Annotated in this window: 20 protein-coding genes; 6 read left to right on the forward strand and 14 right to left on the reverse strand. The window is 44.7% G+C overall.

Features of this window, described 5'->3' with window-relative positions:
- Positions 1-18: 18 nt before the first annotated feature.
- Positions 19-288: a hypothetical protein gene (locus ACQCVH_RS23790; RefSeq protein ID WP_426838094.1), complete on the reverse strand. Its 270-nt coding sequence runs from the start codon at positions 286-288 to the stop codon at positions 19-21.
- 131 nt (positions 289-419) lie between these two features.
- Between ACQCVH_RS23790 and ACQCVH_RS23795 the strand changes: the two genes are divergently transcribed.
- The gene (locus ACQCVH_RS23795; RefSeq protein WP_224901389.1) at positions 420-662 is read left to right on the forward strand and encodes a DNA alkylation repair protein; all 243 of its coding nucleotides are present in this window, start codon (positions 420-422) and stop codon (positions 660-662) included.
- 72 nt (positions 663-734) lie between these two features.
- On the opposite strand, the gene ACQCVH_RS23800 is transcribed toward ACQCVH_RS23795, so the two are convergent.
- The 8 genes from ACQCVH_RS23800 to deoD form a co-directional block, all read right to left on the reverse strand.
- The gene (locus ACQCVH_RS23800; protein ID WP_426838095.1) at positions 735-1568 is read right to left on the reverse strand and encodes a hypothetical protein; all 834 of its coding nucleotides are present in this window, start codon (positions 1566-1568) and stop codon (positions 735-737) included.
- Positions 1569-1714: 146 nt separating this feature from the next.
- Positions 1715-2116 carry a MarR family winged helix-turn-helix transcriptional regulator gene (locus tag ACQCVH_RS23805; protein WP_426838097.1) on the reverse strand — a complete coding sequence of 134 codons (402 nt, stop codon included), beginning with the start codon at positions 2114-2116 and terminating at the stop codon, positions 1715-1717.
- A gap of 52 nt (positions 2117-2168) precedes the next feature.
- Positions 2169-3089 carry a CobW family GTP-binding protein gene (locus ACQCVH_RS23810; protein ID WP_426838098.1) on the reverse strand — a complete coding sequence of 307 codons (921 nt, stop codon included), beginning with the start codon at positions 3087-3089 and terminating at the stop codon, positions 2169-2171.
- A 169-nt stretch (positions 3090-3258) separates the two neighbouring features.
- The gene (locus ACQCVH_RS23815; RefSeq protein ID WP_426838138.1) at positions 3259-4161 is read right to left on the reverse strand and encodes an LCP family protein; all 903 of its coding nucleotides are present in this window, start codon (positions 4159-4161) and stop codon (positions 3259-3261) included.
- Positions 4162-4309: 148 nt separating this feature from the next.
- A complete protein-coding gene (locus ACQCVH_RS23820; RefSeq protein ID WP_483964308.1) occupies positions 4310-5713 on the reverse strand; it encodes a lmo1851 family serine protease in 1404 nt (467 codons plus the stop codon).
- Positions 5714-5959: 246 nt separating this feature from the next.
- Positions 5960-6166 (reverse strand): heavy-metal-associated domain-containing protein, encoded by a 207-nt coding sequence (locus ACQCVH_RS23825; protein WP_257991556.1) that lies wholly within the window; start codon positions 6164-6166, stop codon positions 5960-5962.
- A 76-nt stretch (positions 6167-6242) separates the two neighbouring features.
- Positions 6243-7097, reverse strand: a complete 855-nt coding sequence (locus tag ACQCVH_RS23830; protein WP_426838100.1) for a M15 family metallopeptidase — start codon at positions 7095-7097, stop codon at positions 6243-6245.
- Positions 7098-7243: 146 nt separating this feature from the next.
- The gene (gene deoD / locus ACQCVH_RS23835) at positions 7244-7945 is read right to left on the reverse strand and encodes a purine-nucleoside phosphorylase (protein ID WP_257991557.1); all 702 of its coding nucleotides are present in this window, start codon (positions 7943-7945) and stop codon (positions 7244-7246) included.
- 157 nt (positions 7946-8102) lie between these two features.
- Here deoD and ACQCVH_RS23840 point away from each other — a divergent pair, with 157 nt between their 5' ends.
- Together ACQCVH_RS23840 and ACQCVH_RS23845 are read left to right on the forward strand one after the other, a co-directional pair.
- The gene (locus ACQCVH_RS23840; protein ID WP_009795474.1) at positions 8103-8231 is read left to right on the forward strand and encodes a hypothetical protein; all 129 of its coding nucleotides are present in this window, start codon (positions 8103-8105) and stop codon (positions 8229-8231) included.
- 32 nt (positions 8232-8263) lie between these two features.
- A complete protein-coding gene (locus tag ACQCVH_RS23845) occupies positions 8264-8389 on the forward strand; it encodes a hypothetical protein (RefSeq protein WP_257991558.1) in 126 nt (41 codons plus the stop codon).
- 46 nt (positions 8390-8435) lie between these two features.
- Here ACQCVH_RS23845 and ACQCVH_RS23850 read toward each other — a convergent pair whose 3' ends face one another.
- On the reverse strand, positions 8436-8750 hold the full coding sequence (locus ACQCVH_RS23850) for a YodL domain-containing protein (protein ID WP_426838102.1): 315 nt from the start codon (positions 8748-8750) through the stop codon (positions 8436-8438).
- A gap of 217 nt (positions 8751-8967) precedes the next feature.
- Here ACQCVH_RS23850 and ACQCVH_RS23855 point away from each other — a divergent pair, with 217 nt between their 5' ends.
- Positions 8968-9966, forward strand: a complete 999-nt coding sequence (locus ACQCVH_RS23855; RefSeq protein WP_426838104.1) for a glycerophosphodiester phosphodiesterase — start codon at positions 8968-8970, stop codon at positions 9964-9966.
- Between the two features lie 211 nt (positions 9967-10177).
- Here ACQCVH_RS23855 and ACQCVH_RS23860 read toward each other — a convergent pair whose 3' ends face one another.
- Positions 10178-10948, reverse strand: a complete 771-nt coding sequence (locus ACQCVH_RS23860; protein ID WP_426838106.1) for a sporulation protein — start codon at positions 10946-10948, stop codon at positions 10178-10180.
- 154 nt (positions 10949-11102) lie between these two features.
- On the opposite strand from ACQCVH_RS23860, the gene ACQCVH_RS23865 reads away from it, so the two are divergent.
- Positions 11103-12233 carry a DUF2515 family protein gene (locus ACQCVH_RS23865; RefSeq protein ID WP_426838108.1) on the forward strand — a complete coding sequence of 377 codons (1131 nt, stop codon included), beginning with the start codon at positions 11103-11105 and terminating at the stop codon, positions 12231-12233.
- A 73-nt stretch (positions 12234-12306) separates the two neighbouring features.
- Here the strand turns inward: ACQCVH_RS23865 and ACQCVH_RS23870 are convergent, their stop codons facing one another.
- The gene (locus ACQCVH_RS23870; protein ID WP_009795467.1) at positions 12307-12477 is read right to left on the reverse strand and encodes a YozD family protein; all 171 of its coding nucleotides are present in this window, start codon (positions 12475-12477) and stop codon (positions 12307-12309) included.
- Positions 12478-12620: 143 nt separating this feature from the next.
- On the opposite strand from ACQCVH_RS23870, the gene ACQCVH_RS23875 reads away from it, so the two are divergent.
- Complete coding sequence (locus tag ACQCVH_RS23875) at positions 12621-12785, forward strand: hypothetical protein (protein ID WP_426838109.1); 165 nt, start codon at positions 12621-12623, stop codon at positions 12783-12785.
- A 2-nt stretch (positions 12786-12787) separates the two neighbouring features.
- Here the strand turns inward: ACQCVH_RS23875 and ACQCVH_RS23880 are convergent, their stop codons facing one another.
- The gene (locus ACQCVH_RS23880; RefSeq protein ID WP_224901351.1) at positions 12788-13483 is read right to left on the reverse strand and encodes a hypothetical protein; all 696 of its coding nucleotides are present in this window, start codon (positions 13481-13483) and stop codon (positions 12788-12790) included.
- Positions 13484-13649: 166 nt separating this feature from the next.
- A complete protein-coding gene (locus tag ACQCVH_RS23885; RefSeq protein WP_426838111.1) occupies positions 13650-13877 on the reverse strand; it encodes a YozE family protein in 228 nt (75 codons plus the stop codon).
- Positions 13878-13899 lie beyond the last annotated feature (22 nt).

Here is a 13899-nt window from a genome sequence, read left to right on the forward strand (position 1 = left end):
ACATGCCGCTGAGAACGCTCAGGACCTGATCTGTTCATATAACTGGCAATGCATTTCTATCAGGAAAAGCTTATCCTCTTGAGGTATGTCCGATTCTGTTATCCTCTTAACAGCCAGGTAGAACTTTTCCGCCTCCCTCTTTCTGGCACGAGGATGGGCATTTTCATCCTTCAGCTCCCTCCGGATAGCTTCCTTGAGAATATCCTCAGGTGAATCGGCACCTTCAAGCCTGCGGTTGTTCCAAAGCTGCCTGTACTGGTCAAGCAAATAACCATAATCAGTGTTCATCTTCTATCTCTCCTTGCCTGCGTCTATCAATCCATTCTAGTATACCCCTACTATATATGCATAAAGAAGAGTGGAATGGCAAAAAATACGTTCACCGGCAAAACTATAAGAAGGATGAAAGGAGAATGTTGATGGGGACACCTTACCGCTGCCCGAACTGCAAAACCAATCGCAGCAGGTTCAATATCATCAGGCAGGTAGCACAGCCAGTAAAACTCGATCCCGGCTCAGGGAGTATTGTGGAAGAATATGCTGAAGAGCAGCTGAGCCCTTTCCATATGGCTTATAAAGGACCTGAGGTCCGAGTGCAGTGCGCAGCCTGCGGGCTGGTGGAGGATGAGAAGACGTTTGTGAAGTTTGGGGAGATGAAATAGGAATGGGCGGGATGCCAATAGCATTCCCATTATACTTTTTACAGCCATTTATACAGGAAAAGAGAAAACCGCTTATCTTTCGAGTAGGCGGTTTTCTTCCAGGAATTTTTGCGCGTTTACTTTCCAGCCGTCGAAAGCTGACATTTTTACCATTTCGATTTTTCCTTTGTAATGCCTTTTTCCTTCATTTTTAATATACCAGTCAACTTCAACGGAAACTTCCAGAAGCTGAGTCTGCTTTTCCTCCATGCTATATCCGCCGGAAGCACTTTCAAGCTGAACATTTTCAATGATAGGAAGGATTTTTTTCCATGGCAGCTTTTGCAAAGAAAGCATGCCCGCAATATCTTCGTCCTGCTGCTTCAGCCCGGCAATGAATGCCGCAACTGCTTCTTCCGGTTCTGCACTTCCGATGTATGCATCCAGTTCGCCTGCTGACTTCAGAATCATTAATTTATGAGATAAGTCCATCTCATCTCTTCGGTGTGTGGTGCTTCCATTAAAATGGATGCAGAAATGGCCGGGAAAGTTATTGGTAAGTGCTCCAGCTCCATGAGGCATTCCATGCATTGAAGCCGCTATTCTCAACTTTTCTGATTTTACAATAATGGCTCTCCTTCTCCAGCTCCACTTGCCATTATAAATTTCATTCATCACGGCTGTATCTTTCGCTGTCAATGGCTGGACATCTGCATGGCGGCTTCCTGCCCTTCGCTGCACTTTGAACTCCCTTCCCGTTTCTACATCTTCAACAGTAAATGTGCTGTATCTGGGAAGCAGCTCATTGACTTCAGACCAATCCATGGGCGCAGGCCTGCTGGATGCATCAGCATAAAAAACGGATCCCTGAAGAAGAAAACTGGCGAAGATAAGGGCTGCCGGATGTTTTAATAACTTCATTTTCATCACTCGATTTCTCTTTTGTTTTGGTGGATCTTGCGGCCCTCCATGAAAAGTGTCCCACACAAGCCTTGTTTTATTCACCGTATCCTGACAGGGTAAAGTGAGGCAAAAAAAGAGCCTGTGGACGCTGCACAGGCTCTTTAGAATAATTACATAAGTTTTTGAAACAGCTTTACCAGCTGATTCAGCTCATCTTCAGTAAATGAGCGGAATTTTGCCTGCAGATAGGCAGATTTTTTCTCCTCCAGTTTTTCAACTAGTTTACTGCCCGTTTCTGTCAGCACCAATTCCACTACTCTGCGGTCGTTTTCAGAACGGCTTCTCGTCATATAGCCTTTCCTGACAAGAGAGTCAGTTACACTCGTAATGTGGCTTGCCGATACATTCAGCTCTTTAGAAATGGCAGAAGCCATCTTAGGTCCGTCTGCTATTAGTTTCAGCACAGTGAATTCATTGCTGGTGACTTCATCGCCCATCAGCTTATTCACTTCCTGCCTTAAAGTCCGAAAAACAGTCCGGAATGCTCTTTCCAGTTCTGCTGCTTGTTTCAAAGAAAATCGTCCTTTCCCTATATCGGCTAAATGATCTTTCGATTATATTATATCATTCACTCCACTCCATACCCTTTAATTTCCCGCTGACCTGCTCCCAGTCTATATTTTCGCCGATAAACACCATGTTCAGGGGCATATTCATATATTCCTTCATATATAAAGGCATTCCATAGGAAAATTGGAACAGGAAAGGATAACCCTCAGCCGAAAATTTAATATAACCCTTTATCCTAAAGATTGAATCAGGAAGCTCCCTCAAAAAAGACTCAAATGCTTCCTGGCTGACTGGACCCTTAAAAGTATGGACATAGGACCCAAGGTTCAGGTCCTTGAGGGAGGTTTTTTCAGCCCCAGTCTTCCGATTCGTCTTAAGACCTCTTACCGTGCCGGCGGAGACCTTGGAGTAGGTGGTGAGAATAGGCACAGCATGCAGATTGAAAGACTGGATTTCCATTACTGCAGAGGCCTGTTCTGAACTGGTCATTTCATCCGATTTATTCACCAGGATCAGGTCGGCATGCCGTACCTGCTCTATGAGCAGCTGCTGAACTTGCGGGCTCAGCGACTTGCGGGAAAGCCATCTCATCCCGTCAATTGCAGTGATGATGCCTTTAACCTGCAGTTTGTCAGCGAACAGCGGCGACAGCACAGCATCAAGAACTTCCACAGGATGGGCTGCGCCGGTCGTTTCAATATAAATCACTTCAGGTTTCTCATCCAGGAGCAGCGACTGAAGCTGAGATTCCAGTTTATCCTGAATGCTGCAGCAAATACATCCGCCGAGCAGTTCTTTCAACGGGACATCACCATCAACGGCTTCCGAATCAATGGATACCTTCCCAAGCTCATTCATCATGACCGCTGTCTTCCGGCCATCCTTCTTTTCCTGCAGAAGCAGCCTTTTCAGCAAAGTGGTCTTTCCGCTTCCAAGGAATCCCGATAATATATAAACTTCTGTTTTATTTACCATTTCAGCATGTTCACTTCCTGACAAAATTGGTTAACGCTCCAATCATATGTTACCTAAACTTTGCCTTGTTTGAAAGCAAAAAAGCTGTAGAAGCTTTTTTTAGCATTTTAATTACATCGGCTCATAAGAAAATCAGCGAAGGCCATGGCTGCTCTTTTATCTTGCATCTTTATTGTTTTTCTCCAATAAACTGCTGGATCGCCTCTCTATTTTCTTCAAAATCCATTTCAAGCACTGCTCCAGCTTCCTCGACAAGTTTATTTTCATAACTGTCACTGACTGGAATTCTCAATGTCTGGACGTTCTCAGCGGAATTAAGCAGATAGGATACAGCCAATGGGATTGCTTCATCGGCATCCATATCGGTTTCTATATACTTCGCTGCCTCAAGGACAACCGCCGGGAAATCCAGGACTCCCTCTATATTACTGAATCTTTCAGAAAGCTTGTTTTTGAGGGCAGCTAAGACCTCCTGCTGCCGTTCAACCCGTCCAAAATCACTTTCTCCGTCATGCCTGAAGCGGACATATGACAAAAGCTCTTCTCCATCAAGGGTTTGCTTTCCCGGCTGCATATCCAGCTTCATATCCTCTATCATTTCCTTTGAAACTTCAAGCTCCAGTCCCTCAGGAGCAATCAGATCTGCTGCAGCAATGAAGCCCTTAAAGTCTATGATGGCAGTATAGTCAATTTTCAGCCCGAAATTCGCTTCAACTGTCTCTTTAAGCAATTCTTTCCCGCCTTCATAATAGGCATGATTAAGTTTAGTGCGCCTACCGGTTCCCGGGATTTCCACATAGCTGTCCCTCATCAAAGAAATCAGCTTGATTTCCTTCTCTTTTGGCATATAGCTTGCTGCCATGATTGCATCAGACCTTGAGTGCGCTTCCCCCCTGCTGTCTATCCCTATCAGGAGGAATGTAGTGCCCTTAGCATCTTGTTTGTAAGCAGTTTCTTCTTCTCCACTAGTCCCCGGCATGCCAGGGGCTGCATCATCGGATCCAGGGTCAAAAGGTAAAGAGCATGCAGTCAATGGGATGGTGAAGCATATGATAAACAATAGTTTTTTCATCACTGGCCTGCCTCCATTATTCGTTTACCATCATTTTCGGGCATCGGGGGGCAGCCCTATACCTACCGGCTAATATTTGTAAAATTCCGGCTCGTTCAAGCAGCATGAAAAGGACCGGCCAGCAGGCCGGTCCTTTTCAAATCATATATTACTGCATTTCTTTCTTAAGCACCTCTACTGCTTTTTGAATCTGTGTATCGTTTTTAAGAAGCTTTTCTCTTAAGAGATCCATCATCTTTACAGTGGTATCTCCTGTAATTACACCGGTCTGCTCAAGTTTATGGGCTTTCTGCAGCTGGATGACTGCCTGCTTTGTTTTTTCATCAAAGAATCCGTCTGTCCTGCCCGGTTCAAAGCCAAGTGCCTTGAGCATTTCCTGTGCAGCCTTTACTTCAGCGGATGACGAAGACACCTTCAGCTCGCTCTCAGGATTGATGAACGGAAGTGATGCATAAGAAGGAAGCTCTGCTTTATAATCAGGCTCGATTCCTTTTTCGTGAATCCAGTTCGCATCAGGTGTCAGCCATTTCTCCGTTGTGAATTTCATATTGGATCCATCCGTGAAATCTTCTGCACGCTGTACTGTGCCTTTTCCGAAGGACTTCTCACCAACAAGCGGGACACCTGCAGACTCGTGCACAGCCGCTGCCAATATTTCCGAAGCGCTCGCACTGCCTTTGTCGATTACCACAACAAGCGGGATGTCGGGACTGCCTTCAGAATTGGATTTTACCACTTCGCGATTGCCTTCCCTGTCTTCGATTTGGAATAATATTTCCCCTTCCGGCACAAACAGGCTGGAAATACTGATCGCCTGGTTCAGCAATCCGCCCGGATTCTGCCTTAAATCGAGGACAAGACCTTTCATTCCCTGCTTTTGCAGATCGTTCAATACATCAATAAGTTCTTTCGAGGTGTTCTCAGAGAAAGTGGTGATCTGGACTTTTGCAATTCCGTCCTCCATCATCTCACCATAAACCGTCTCAAGCGGGATTGTATCCCTGGTGATGCTTATTTTTGTAGCTTCATCAGCGCCTGCGCGCTGGATTTCAAGCTCCACCTTGGTACCTTTCTTGCCGCGTATCAGTGTTACTGCTTCTGTAGAGCTCTTTCCCTGAAGGCTCTTTCCATCCACAGAAAGGACTTTATCATTCGGCTTCAAGCCTGCCTTTTCTGCAGGGGAGCCTTTAAGCGGAGAAACAATGATGATCTGTCCGTTTTGCTCCTGGATCTCTGCACCTATACCTTCAAATGAAGAAGAGATGCTCTGATGGAAGCTTGCTGCTTCTTCTTCATTCATATAGTCTGAATAAGGGTCTTCCAGGGACTCTACCATTCCGTTGATAGCCCCGTTAATGAGTGTATCCTGCTCCACATCCTTATAGTAGCTGCCTTTCAATGTATCATAAGCAGAATAAAGCTTATCAAATTCGTTTCGTTCGTTGCCGATACTGACAGCTTTTTCATCCCCGAACGCCAGTGCGAAGGTTGTAATCCCCGCTGCCAGGAATACTATGAAAAAAAGCAGCATAACAAAATGAAACTTCTTCATCCGGACATATCCGGAATCAGGCTGCTTGTCAGAATTTTCCTGGTCTACATGATTATTATCCAAGCTGTTCACCACTTTCGTCTCCATAAAGAAGTCCTTAGACCCTTAAAAATTAGAATAACATTTTATAGAGTAAATTAACAAAAAATATGTACAAAAACGGAAAAAATTTATGAATAAAAAATGACTTTTTTGGAATGGCCATAAAAAAGGGATGGCATGCTTTCCTGCCATCCCAAAAAACAATCAGGCAATACCATATCCCTCATTTTCAATTGCTTCCTTGATTAAGGATTCCGATGTCTGCTCAGGATTATAATCGACCTCTACGGTTTTCCCCTGAAGTGCTATTGACACCCCGGCAACTCCGTCAAGCGAAAGGAGGGCATTTTTGATGGATTCTTCACAATGATCGCATGTCATTTCAGGTACAGTCATGGTTGTTTTATTCATTATTTTCTTCCTCCCTCTTTCAGTTCTGCAGTCATTCTATTCCCCAATCAGGGCAAGTAAAAACAGGGAGTGATGATCATATTTTCTTGACAATGCTGAAGTATTCTTCAAGAGTCAGCTTCTTCGCATAAATCTCCCCGGCTGCAGGGCCGACATAGCGGAAATGCCAAGGCTCATACTGATAGCCTGTAATATTTTCCTTGCCTTTCGGGTAACGCAGGATAAAGCCGAATTTATGGGCATTTTCAGCAAGCCATTTTCCTTCTGCTGTGTCACCGAAAGCTTCAGAGAGCTCCAATTTAGCGCTTCTGCTGGATATATCCATCGCCAGGCCTGATTGGTGTTCGCTGCTGCCAGGCATGGCTACTGCCTGGACCGCCTTTTCCTCGCCTGCCCGCTGGATTTCAGCATCCAATATGACTGCCTGCCTATCATATGAACGATAGCCGGACACGGCAAATAATTCAATCCCGGACTGCTTTGCTGAAGCAAACATCTTTTCCATATGGGCCGCAGCTTCCTTGCGGATATAGCTCTTTTCAATATCCTGTTCCCCGAATGAGAATGGAACGTTTGGCCGGACAAGATCTTCCGGAATGTAGCTGCCGGGCAGCATAAACTCCTTATTTACAAGCGCCATGATGTTGGCAGGATTTTGAATTAACTTCTTGCCTTCTGTTTCCGTTATTTGATTGAAAAAGGCCGCTTCCAAGACAGGGCCGTCCTGGACAGACTCTTCTTCCTTTTCAGCTGCTGCCTGTCCATCATCTGTTGACGGTGCTGCATTCCCGGTTTCTTTGTTTTCCTCTGAAGGGCTCTCAGCGGCCTGCCCGCCTTCAGGCCAAAAGGGAATCTTGCTTACAAACGGCTCAATTCTGCTGCATCCCCCAAGGATAAAAACAGCTGCTGCCATGATTACTATTTTCTTCATTTCTTTCACCTGTCCTATTGTTGTACCATGTTAGTATTTCACAATATGTATATCTTAACACTTTTTGCACTGCATTCGAAAGCATAGATAGTATGGATATCAGCAAAAAAAAGAAGATGCCCGGTATGGGGCATCTTACTTAAGAATTATTTAATCGCAGCTTCCAGTGCAACCTCAATCATTTCGTTGAAAGTTGTTTGTCTTTCCTGTGAAGTAGTTTCTTCACCAGTAAGGATATGATCACTAACTGTGAGGACTGACAAAGCTTTTCTGTCAAATTTTGCTGCAAGGGTATAAAGGGCAGCTGTCTCCATCTCAATTGCGAGGATTTGATATTTTGCCCATTTTTCCAGCTCAGAGTTGTCATTATAGAACATATCCGCTGTGAAAACATTGCCAACCTTAAGGTTCAGGCCTTTTTTCTCACCGGCATCGTATGCTCTTTTTAAAAGGTCAAAGTCAGCGGTTGGAGCATAGTCCACGCCTCCAAAGGTAAGGCGGTTCATCTGTGAATCAGTTGAAGCGCTCATAGCCAGGATGACATCCCTTACTTTTACATCCTTCTGGATGGCACCGCAAGTACCTACCCTGATCAGGTTCTGTACATTATAGCTGTTCATCAGTTCATTAATATAAATGGATATGGAAGGAACCCCCATTCCAGTTCCCTGGACAGAAATCTTTTTTCCTTTATATGTTCCGGTATATCCAAACATGTTTCGGACCTCATTGTAGCATTCAGCACCTTCAAGGAATGTTTCTGCAATATATTTAGCACGCAAAGGGTCACCTGGCAGCAGAACCGTCTCTGCAATCTGATTCTCTTCTGCACCGATATGTACACTCATCTTTTGTACCTCCATTATTTTTCTGAAGCATGGTTTGCAACTGCTTTCACATCACACTATACCATATTTCCGCTGCTGCTGGAAAACCAAGTGATGCCAGCATGTTTTTTTCTGCCCCGGGCAACCTAATATTAGTTTTTCCTAAGGAGGGATAAACATGCCGCAAGAACCGATGAGCAAAAAGCTGAGACAGGCTGTCCAGCATGCGAATGAAACCAATCCATCTTCACGTTCCAATACTGAACCGCATACCTCCAAAACAGTTCGGAGGAAGCATAAACAATAGTCCATGTAAAGATCCAAGGAGGAGAAGCGCCAATGGGAAAAAAACATCGCAATCGCATCAATTCGCCAAAGAAAAATAATCATATCCCGCCTGAAGCTATCGTGGCTGAACATGAAGCACATGGCAAAGAGAATTCTGCCGAAAGGCGAAAAAAATGAAAAGCAAAAGCAGCAGGTGGCATTTCCCTGCTGCTTTTCCATTTATCTATCTGATATGCACCCGGTTCACTTGCTCCCAGCCGCCTGGTTTGAGCTGATAGTAGAACTGCCCCCTTCTCCCCTCATCAATAAAGATAATATCACCTGTTGACAGAAATCTTCCTCTAAAGTCAGCCGGCATGCGATCGGGAACATTGAAACTCCTGAAAGCAAGATCAAGGCACTCCTCATGTGACGCACCCTTAATGGGCAGCCTGTACACCTGCTTATACCCTTTCTTTTGCCGAAACTCCGGCGTCTGGAAAATCGTCACGTCAAAATCCTTCTGCTTCAACATTGGCAATGTTAATTCCTTCAGCATGAGCAAGCCTCCTTTATTAATTCCCTTTTGCCAGATCCACCTTTCAGCCAGCACCTCTATATTTTCTACTACAATTATTACATTTTGGTCTTGTCGATTCCTTCAAAGAATTTTTTCTAATTTTATCGTTTTTCAGAAAATTCTGTCGTTCGTCATTTCCGGACTTGCTTGCTTCCGCATATTATATATAACCCAACCTACAGAAGGGGGAATGTATATGAGGGGCCTTAGTGCAATGAAAGCTGCCCTTTCAGGAAGAAACTGCTTCTGCTTCTTTCGATCCAGGATCTTTTCATTTATCATTTGCATTCATCTACTGGCGGTACGTGCCCTTGAACGGCTTTCACGCGAAAAATTCCGCCTCTTGCCTTTTCGTATAAAAAACACTTTTGCAGGATCCCTGCTTCTCGGCATCCTTGTATCCTTCCTGAGCTTTGCATTTCAGCCGCTGGCCCCTTTTCAGTCCATTGCCCACCGGGGTGCTGTCCAAATTGCTCCCGAGAATACAATGGCTGCCTTTGAAAAAGCCTATGAACTTGGTTTTGATTTTATTGAGCTGGATGTGTGGCTTAGCCGCGATCACCAGCCTGTGGTCATCCATGATGGAGATGTCGGCAGGACAACAGGAGGAGCCGGACTGGTAACAGAACTGACCGCCAGCCAGCTGAAGGAGCTGGACGCAGGTTCCTGGTTCAGTCATCAGTATAAAGGAGAAAAAATCCCTCTGCTGAAAGAGGTCGTAAAGCGTTTCGGGGGGAAAATAGGCCTTCTTATAGAAATGAAGGGGGCAGGAGGTGAAGCAAGCCTGGCAAAAGAGGTGGCTGTTTTGCTGAACCAAACACTCGAGGAGGGCATCAATCCTGATCTCTTGATGGTGCAGTCTTTTAATATCGCTGATATCCGGACATTCAGCGCCCTTTCCCCCAAAGTTGAGGCCGGAATCCTGGTCAGCAAGCCGCTCGATATGTTCCAGCTCGCCTCCTACAGAAGCTTTGCCGATTTCTTGTCTGTCCATCATGCATTCTTATCCAAATCCTTTGTCACCCAGGCTAAATCATTTGGGTACAAAGTGAATTCATGGACGGTCACGCAGGAACATCAATTTACAGCCATGCAGCGACTGGAGGTCAACGGAATTATATCTGACCTTTATCCAGACAGTTCCTTACAATACGCCAGCACTTTTGAACGGCTCTTTTCTTTTGTGGATCCATGAGTAGAACTGCAGGTTTCCTGCATAAAAAAGACGATGGTTTTCCATCGTCAAATACTGTAGGAATATTATTTTATTTGCCATCGTTTTTTGATGTTAATGGGGCTGTTGATTTCCGTTCCAGGCAATTCGCTTTCCGCGGGGCGGCGCTGCTCCCGGCATTACGGGATTTCAGCGCTAATCCCTGAATTCTCCGTTTTCTCTGAGACCTTCTTCAGCAATACCGTGATATGGTATTTTCCAATTGCTGTCTGATTCCAGCAAGATCATAATCTGATACTCTCAGCCTCACATTGGATTCATCCATTTCCAGTGCCTCCGACAGGAAGCCTCCAAGCCCCCGTGCTTTCCTGTCCACCTGCAGCATCAGCTCCATCTGGCCGCCACCGGCAGGACGGAATACCAGTTCAAGCTCATCAAGCTTGCCCCTGAATGGCCCTGAAACCGGGACAAATTCAAACTCCTGTATGAATGGGAGCCTGCCGCGAAGCCTGCGGGGCGCTTCTTCACATTCTGCTTCCCGGAGCCTGAAGCCCAAATCTGAAAATGCCTGTATTACACCGTCCATGAGCCTGTTCGGCTTAATGGATATATAATCCTTGTCTCCAGGGTCAACCGCATTCTTGATGTCCAGGCCAGTTGAAATCCAAACCTTCGTTCTTCCCAATGTCAGCGGTGCATCCTCAGGGATTTGAATAGAGAAAGGAATTTCCCTCGTTTCATTCGGCTGGATCATCAGTGTCTCAGCAATCCTGTATTTATCAATAACACCTGCAGCTGTATATTTCTTATCATCTGATTCTCTAATATAAGTTGTATTCAAAGCCAGGTAAATCTGATCGATTTTCTGCTCTGTCTTCCCTCCCCTGATTTCAATGACACCCTTGGCCATTTCACCCGGATAAAAGGAATCCCGCTCTAATTTCGTATCAACAGAAGCAGAACCTACACCTACACTTGCCAGCACTTTGTTAAAAAATGACATCCCAATTCCCCCTCTTTCAATTAGACTGCTGAAGCAGCATACATGAAGCCGAAAGTACTTTAATACATATAATATAACGATATGCTTTCATTTCAGCCTGATGATTTTTTAATACGTATGGATAATCATAAAGTTTCATATCCGGGGAGGCAAAATGAAATTATTTGCAGAATTTTATCCTGCATGGCTGAGAAGGGTTTTGAATTACCGCAGTGTGCCTCACATTCCAAAGAAAACCTTGCTTACCGAACGGGAGATGGACGGCATTGAACAGGCACTGATCAGCCAGGCCAAAATTGATACGCCGATTTATATTTTGACAGAAAAAGAAAAAAAAATCGCTGCAGCTATTTCCGCAGAAACGGAAAAATATAACTGCAACAATAGCACGAGGACAGAAGCCTATCTATTATTTTACAAACGCAACCCCGGTCTCCACTGGGCCTTCCTTGCCCATATGGTATCAAGAAATGGCGGCTACTATATGACAGACCTAAAGAGTTCTTATCTGGCCAATTTCCTCACTGAAGGAGACCAGGAGCGTTACTTTCTTTTTCTGGAGCGCTGCAATGCTTATATTTTCCAGGATGCATACCCGCAGCTCCTGCTGTTAGAATACAGCAGGAAGATGGGAGTTCCACTGTTTCACCTGCTCCCAAAATTTCATGTATCATGCTGGATGGGACCTTTTTGGAATCATTTTTATGAGCACGGCTCTTCCGCTGTGATTACAGCAGCCATGATCGTGAATGAGCAAAAAATGCTGCAAGACAGGGTCATCAGCGCTTCGGGTGCCAGCGTACTGGATGATCTGCCATTCCTTCTTCAGGAAAAACTCGGTTTTACTACGGTTATATTCCCGCTGAGGAAGGCAAATACCTCTACCTTGCTCGGTGTCCCCGTCATGGATTTCAAATCTGCCGATGCCCGCATAACCACAGGCAAATCCCTATACCAGATCCTTTTTTATAAAAAACACCAAAGAAAAATAAAAGAATTCGCCCTGGGAACCCCCCATACTGCTTCAAGGTCCGACTACGGGAGCAGATATTCTGCCCGTAAAGAATCTGGAATGCTATACAGCCCTGCCCTTGATCAGGCATGGCGGGACAAAAAGCATTATTTCACCAGGAAAACAGACTGGTTCAAGAAAGAGCAGGGCAGCTTCCTTTACCATATGGATACCTTGCCGGAAACCGAAGACTACGATATGACCGGGAAGCTTCTAAAGCAGCATGTCTTACTTTCAGCTGCAGACTCTATTGCCCATCAAATAATACCTTAACACTTCTGTATATCGCGGCAATATAAAGAAAACTGGCGCTCTTTCCGGCGCCAGCTTTCATTCTTATTGTATTCTATTCTTCAATTTCCTCATCAATGATGCACTTATCCAGCAGATATTCGAAGGTTATATCCGCCAGATCCTCAAGCTCCATCTCCTCAGGAACGTATCCCCTTTTAACAAGCTCATGAAAGAAAAACTCTGCTATTTCCTCCGTATCTATAAAAACTTCGATTTCTCTCACAGCAACGCCCCCTTTTTCAGAATGTATGATGCTTTTCCTTCTTTCATGCACAATATGAGCAAAACTTTTAATCTATCACTTGTATCATATTTCCCCAGGACAAGCATACAATGTTATATCAGAAAAGTCGGGAGGCGGATTGTATGAATAGGATCAGAACGTTTTTGGATGATGTAAAAAAGGATGTTAACCAGGATAACAGTATTATTATATATCTCTTCGAAAAGGTTCTCTCTTCTATGTTCCTGATCCTTCTGGCAGGAGGGCTTCCCTATCTTGCCTATTTATACCTGGCTTCCGGTTTGTAGGGCTAGGCATGCTTTTTTCCGTCGGCGCCAGTCAGATGCTTAAGCTTCCGCACAATCACCTGCATGATATGCCTGTATTCATCGTCACCGAACAGCTGGAATAGGATGCGGTAATCATTGTATATATCAAGCAGGCCATCTATCATCTGCTTTTTTTCTTTGCGGCTTTCCAGGAACTCTTTTTCCATCTGCTTCACAGAACCCTGCTGCTTCTTCAAATTGACAGGCTTCTGCTGCTTGTTGATTAGATAAAGAAGCCCCAGCTTCTGGATGAAAGTGTCGGCGCTTTCTGCATCCGCAAGGAGGGTCAATTCTTCTTCCCCGGCCTCCAGCCATTCGCCGTCATTGATTCTGGAAAGCTCATAAATGACATCCTCCCAGGCATCCTCCTTATAGCGCCAGATTTCAGTCCGGAACCCCACCACCTTAAACAGGTCTGATCCATAGCCCTTCACCTGCACCAGATCGCCGAACAAGAATTTATATTCAATATCTATATGTTCTTTCTCCATTATATTTCCTTCATACTCAGAAAGCATCTGGAGGCTGGATTCCATAAACAGGCCCTCGCTTTTATTCACTTCATATACATGCATTCCGTCCAGCCATTTAACATCTGTTATTTTGCCGACTGTTCCATACATCGTGATCACGACTGTATCACCGATATTAAATCTTGGCTTTTTCTTCTTTTCCATATCCTCCATCCTCTCAATGATCGTCGTGAGTATTAATTACGATATCATATGCAGGAAGAAGATATTCGGTCCCATATTTGCCCAAGCGCCATTAAGCTAAAAAAAAGAAAAGAGGCCGCTGATAAGCAGACCTCTAATGAATATGATGAAGCTTTCCGACTGCTTTTTATCTCTTCGTTTCAGAAACCAAATAAAGCTCCCATGCTTCATCAAAGATGACCATGCTGTCGAGATAATGGCCATTCATTTCCAGGTAGCTGCTAAGTTCATCATAATCAAATGATGTTTTTGGGAAGCTGTGGTCTTCAAACGCGGAATTGGCAAAAGAGCTGATGCTGTCCTTTGGCTCAGGATGACGGTATTTCATCAGGAAATGATAAAAGGATTTAGACATGGTACTCCCTTTCTTCTCTGGT

The sequence above is a fragment of the Bacillus infantis genome (assembly GCF_050107595.1).
GTDB lineage: Bacteria > Bacillota > Bacilli > Bacillales > Cytobacillaceae > Bacillus_AB > Bacillus_AB infantis_C.

Bases quoted from the DNA above. Each gene is read 5' to 3' on its own strand.
- ACQCVH_RS23885 (WP_426838111.1), bottom strand. From the start codon at position 13,877: ATGTCTAAATCCTTTTATCATTTCCTGATGAAATACCGTCATCCTGAG.
- ACQCVH_RS23860 (WP_426838106.1), bottom strand. From the start codon at position 10,948: ATGTCATTTTTTAACAAAGTGCTGGCAAGTGTAGGTGTAGGTTCTGCT.
- ACQCVH_RS23845 (WP_257991558.1), top strand. From the start codon at position 8,264: ATGGGAAAAAAACATCGCAATCGCATCAATTCGCCAAAGAAAAATAAT.
- ACQCVH_RS23850 (WP_426838102.1), bottom strand. From the start codon at position 8,750: ATGCTGAAGGAATTAACATTGCCAATGTTGAAGCAGAAGGATTTTGAC.
- ACQCVH_RS23840 (WP_009795474.1), top strand. From the start codon at position 8,103: ATGCCGCAAGAACCGATGAGCAAAAAGCTGAGACAGGCTGTCCAGCAT.
- ACQCVH_RS23815 (WP_426838138.1), bottom strand. From the start codon at position 4,161: ATGAAAAAACTATTGTTTATCATATGCTTCACCATCCCATTGACTGCA.
- ACQCVH_RS23790 (WP_426838094.1), bottom strand. From the start codon at position 288: ATGAACACTGATTATGGTTATTTGCTTGACCAGTACAGGCAGCTTTGG.
- ACQCVH_RS23810 (WP_426838098.1), bottom strand. From the start codon at position 3,089: ATGGTAAATAAAACAGAAGTTTATATATTATCGGGATTCCTTGGAAGC.
- ACQCVH_RS23820 (WP_483964308.1), bottom strand. From the start codon at position 5,713: ATGAAGAAGTTTCATTTTGTTATGCTGCTTTTTTTCATAGTATTCCTG.
- ACQCVH_RS23875 (WP_426838109.1), top strand. From the start codon at position 12,621: ATGAATAGGATCAGAACGTTTTTGGATGATGTAAAAAAGGATGTTAAC.
- ACQCVH_RS23830 (WP_426838100.1), bottom strand. From the start codon at position 7,097: ATGAAGAAAATAGTAATCATGGCAGCAGCTGTTTTTATCCTTGGGGGA.
- ACQCVH_RS23825 (WP_257991556.1), bottom strand. From the start codon at position 6,166: ATGAATAAAACAACCATGACTGTACCTGAAATGACATGCGATCATTGT.
- ACQCVH_RS23795 (WP_224901389.1), top strand. From the start codon at position 420: ATGGGGACACCTTACCGCTGCCCGAACTGCAAAACCAATCGCAGCAGG.
- ACQCVH_RS23865 (WP_426838108.1), top strand. From the start codon at position 11,103: ATGAAATTATTTGCAGAATTTTATCCTGCATGGCTGAGAAGGGTTTTG.
- ACQCVH_RS23855 (WP_426838104.1), top strand. From the start codon at position 8,968: ATGAGGGGCCTTAGTGCAATGAAAGCTGCCCTTTCAGGAAGAAACTGC.
- ACQCVH_RS23880 (WP_224901351.1), bottom strand. From the start codon at position 13,483: ATGGAAAAGAAGAAAAAGCCAAGATTTAATATCGGTGATACAGTCGTG.
- ACQCVH_RS23800 (WP_426838095.1), bottom strand. From the start codon at position 1,568: ATGAAAATGAAGTTATTAAAACATCCGGCAGCCCTTATCTTCGCCAGT.
- deoD (WP_257991557.1), bottom strand. From the start codon at position 7,945: ATGAGTGTACATATCGGTGCAGAAGAGAATCAGATTGCAGAGACGGTT.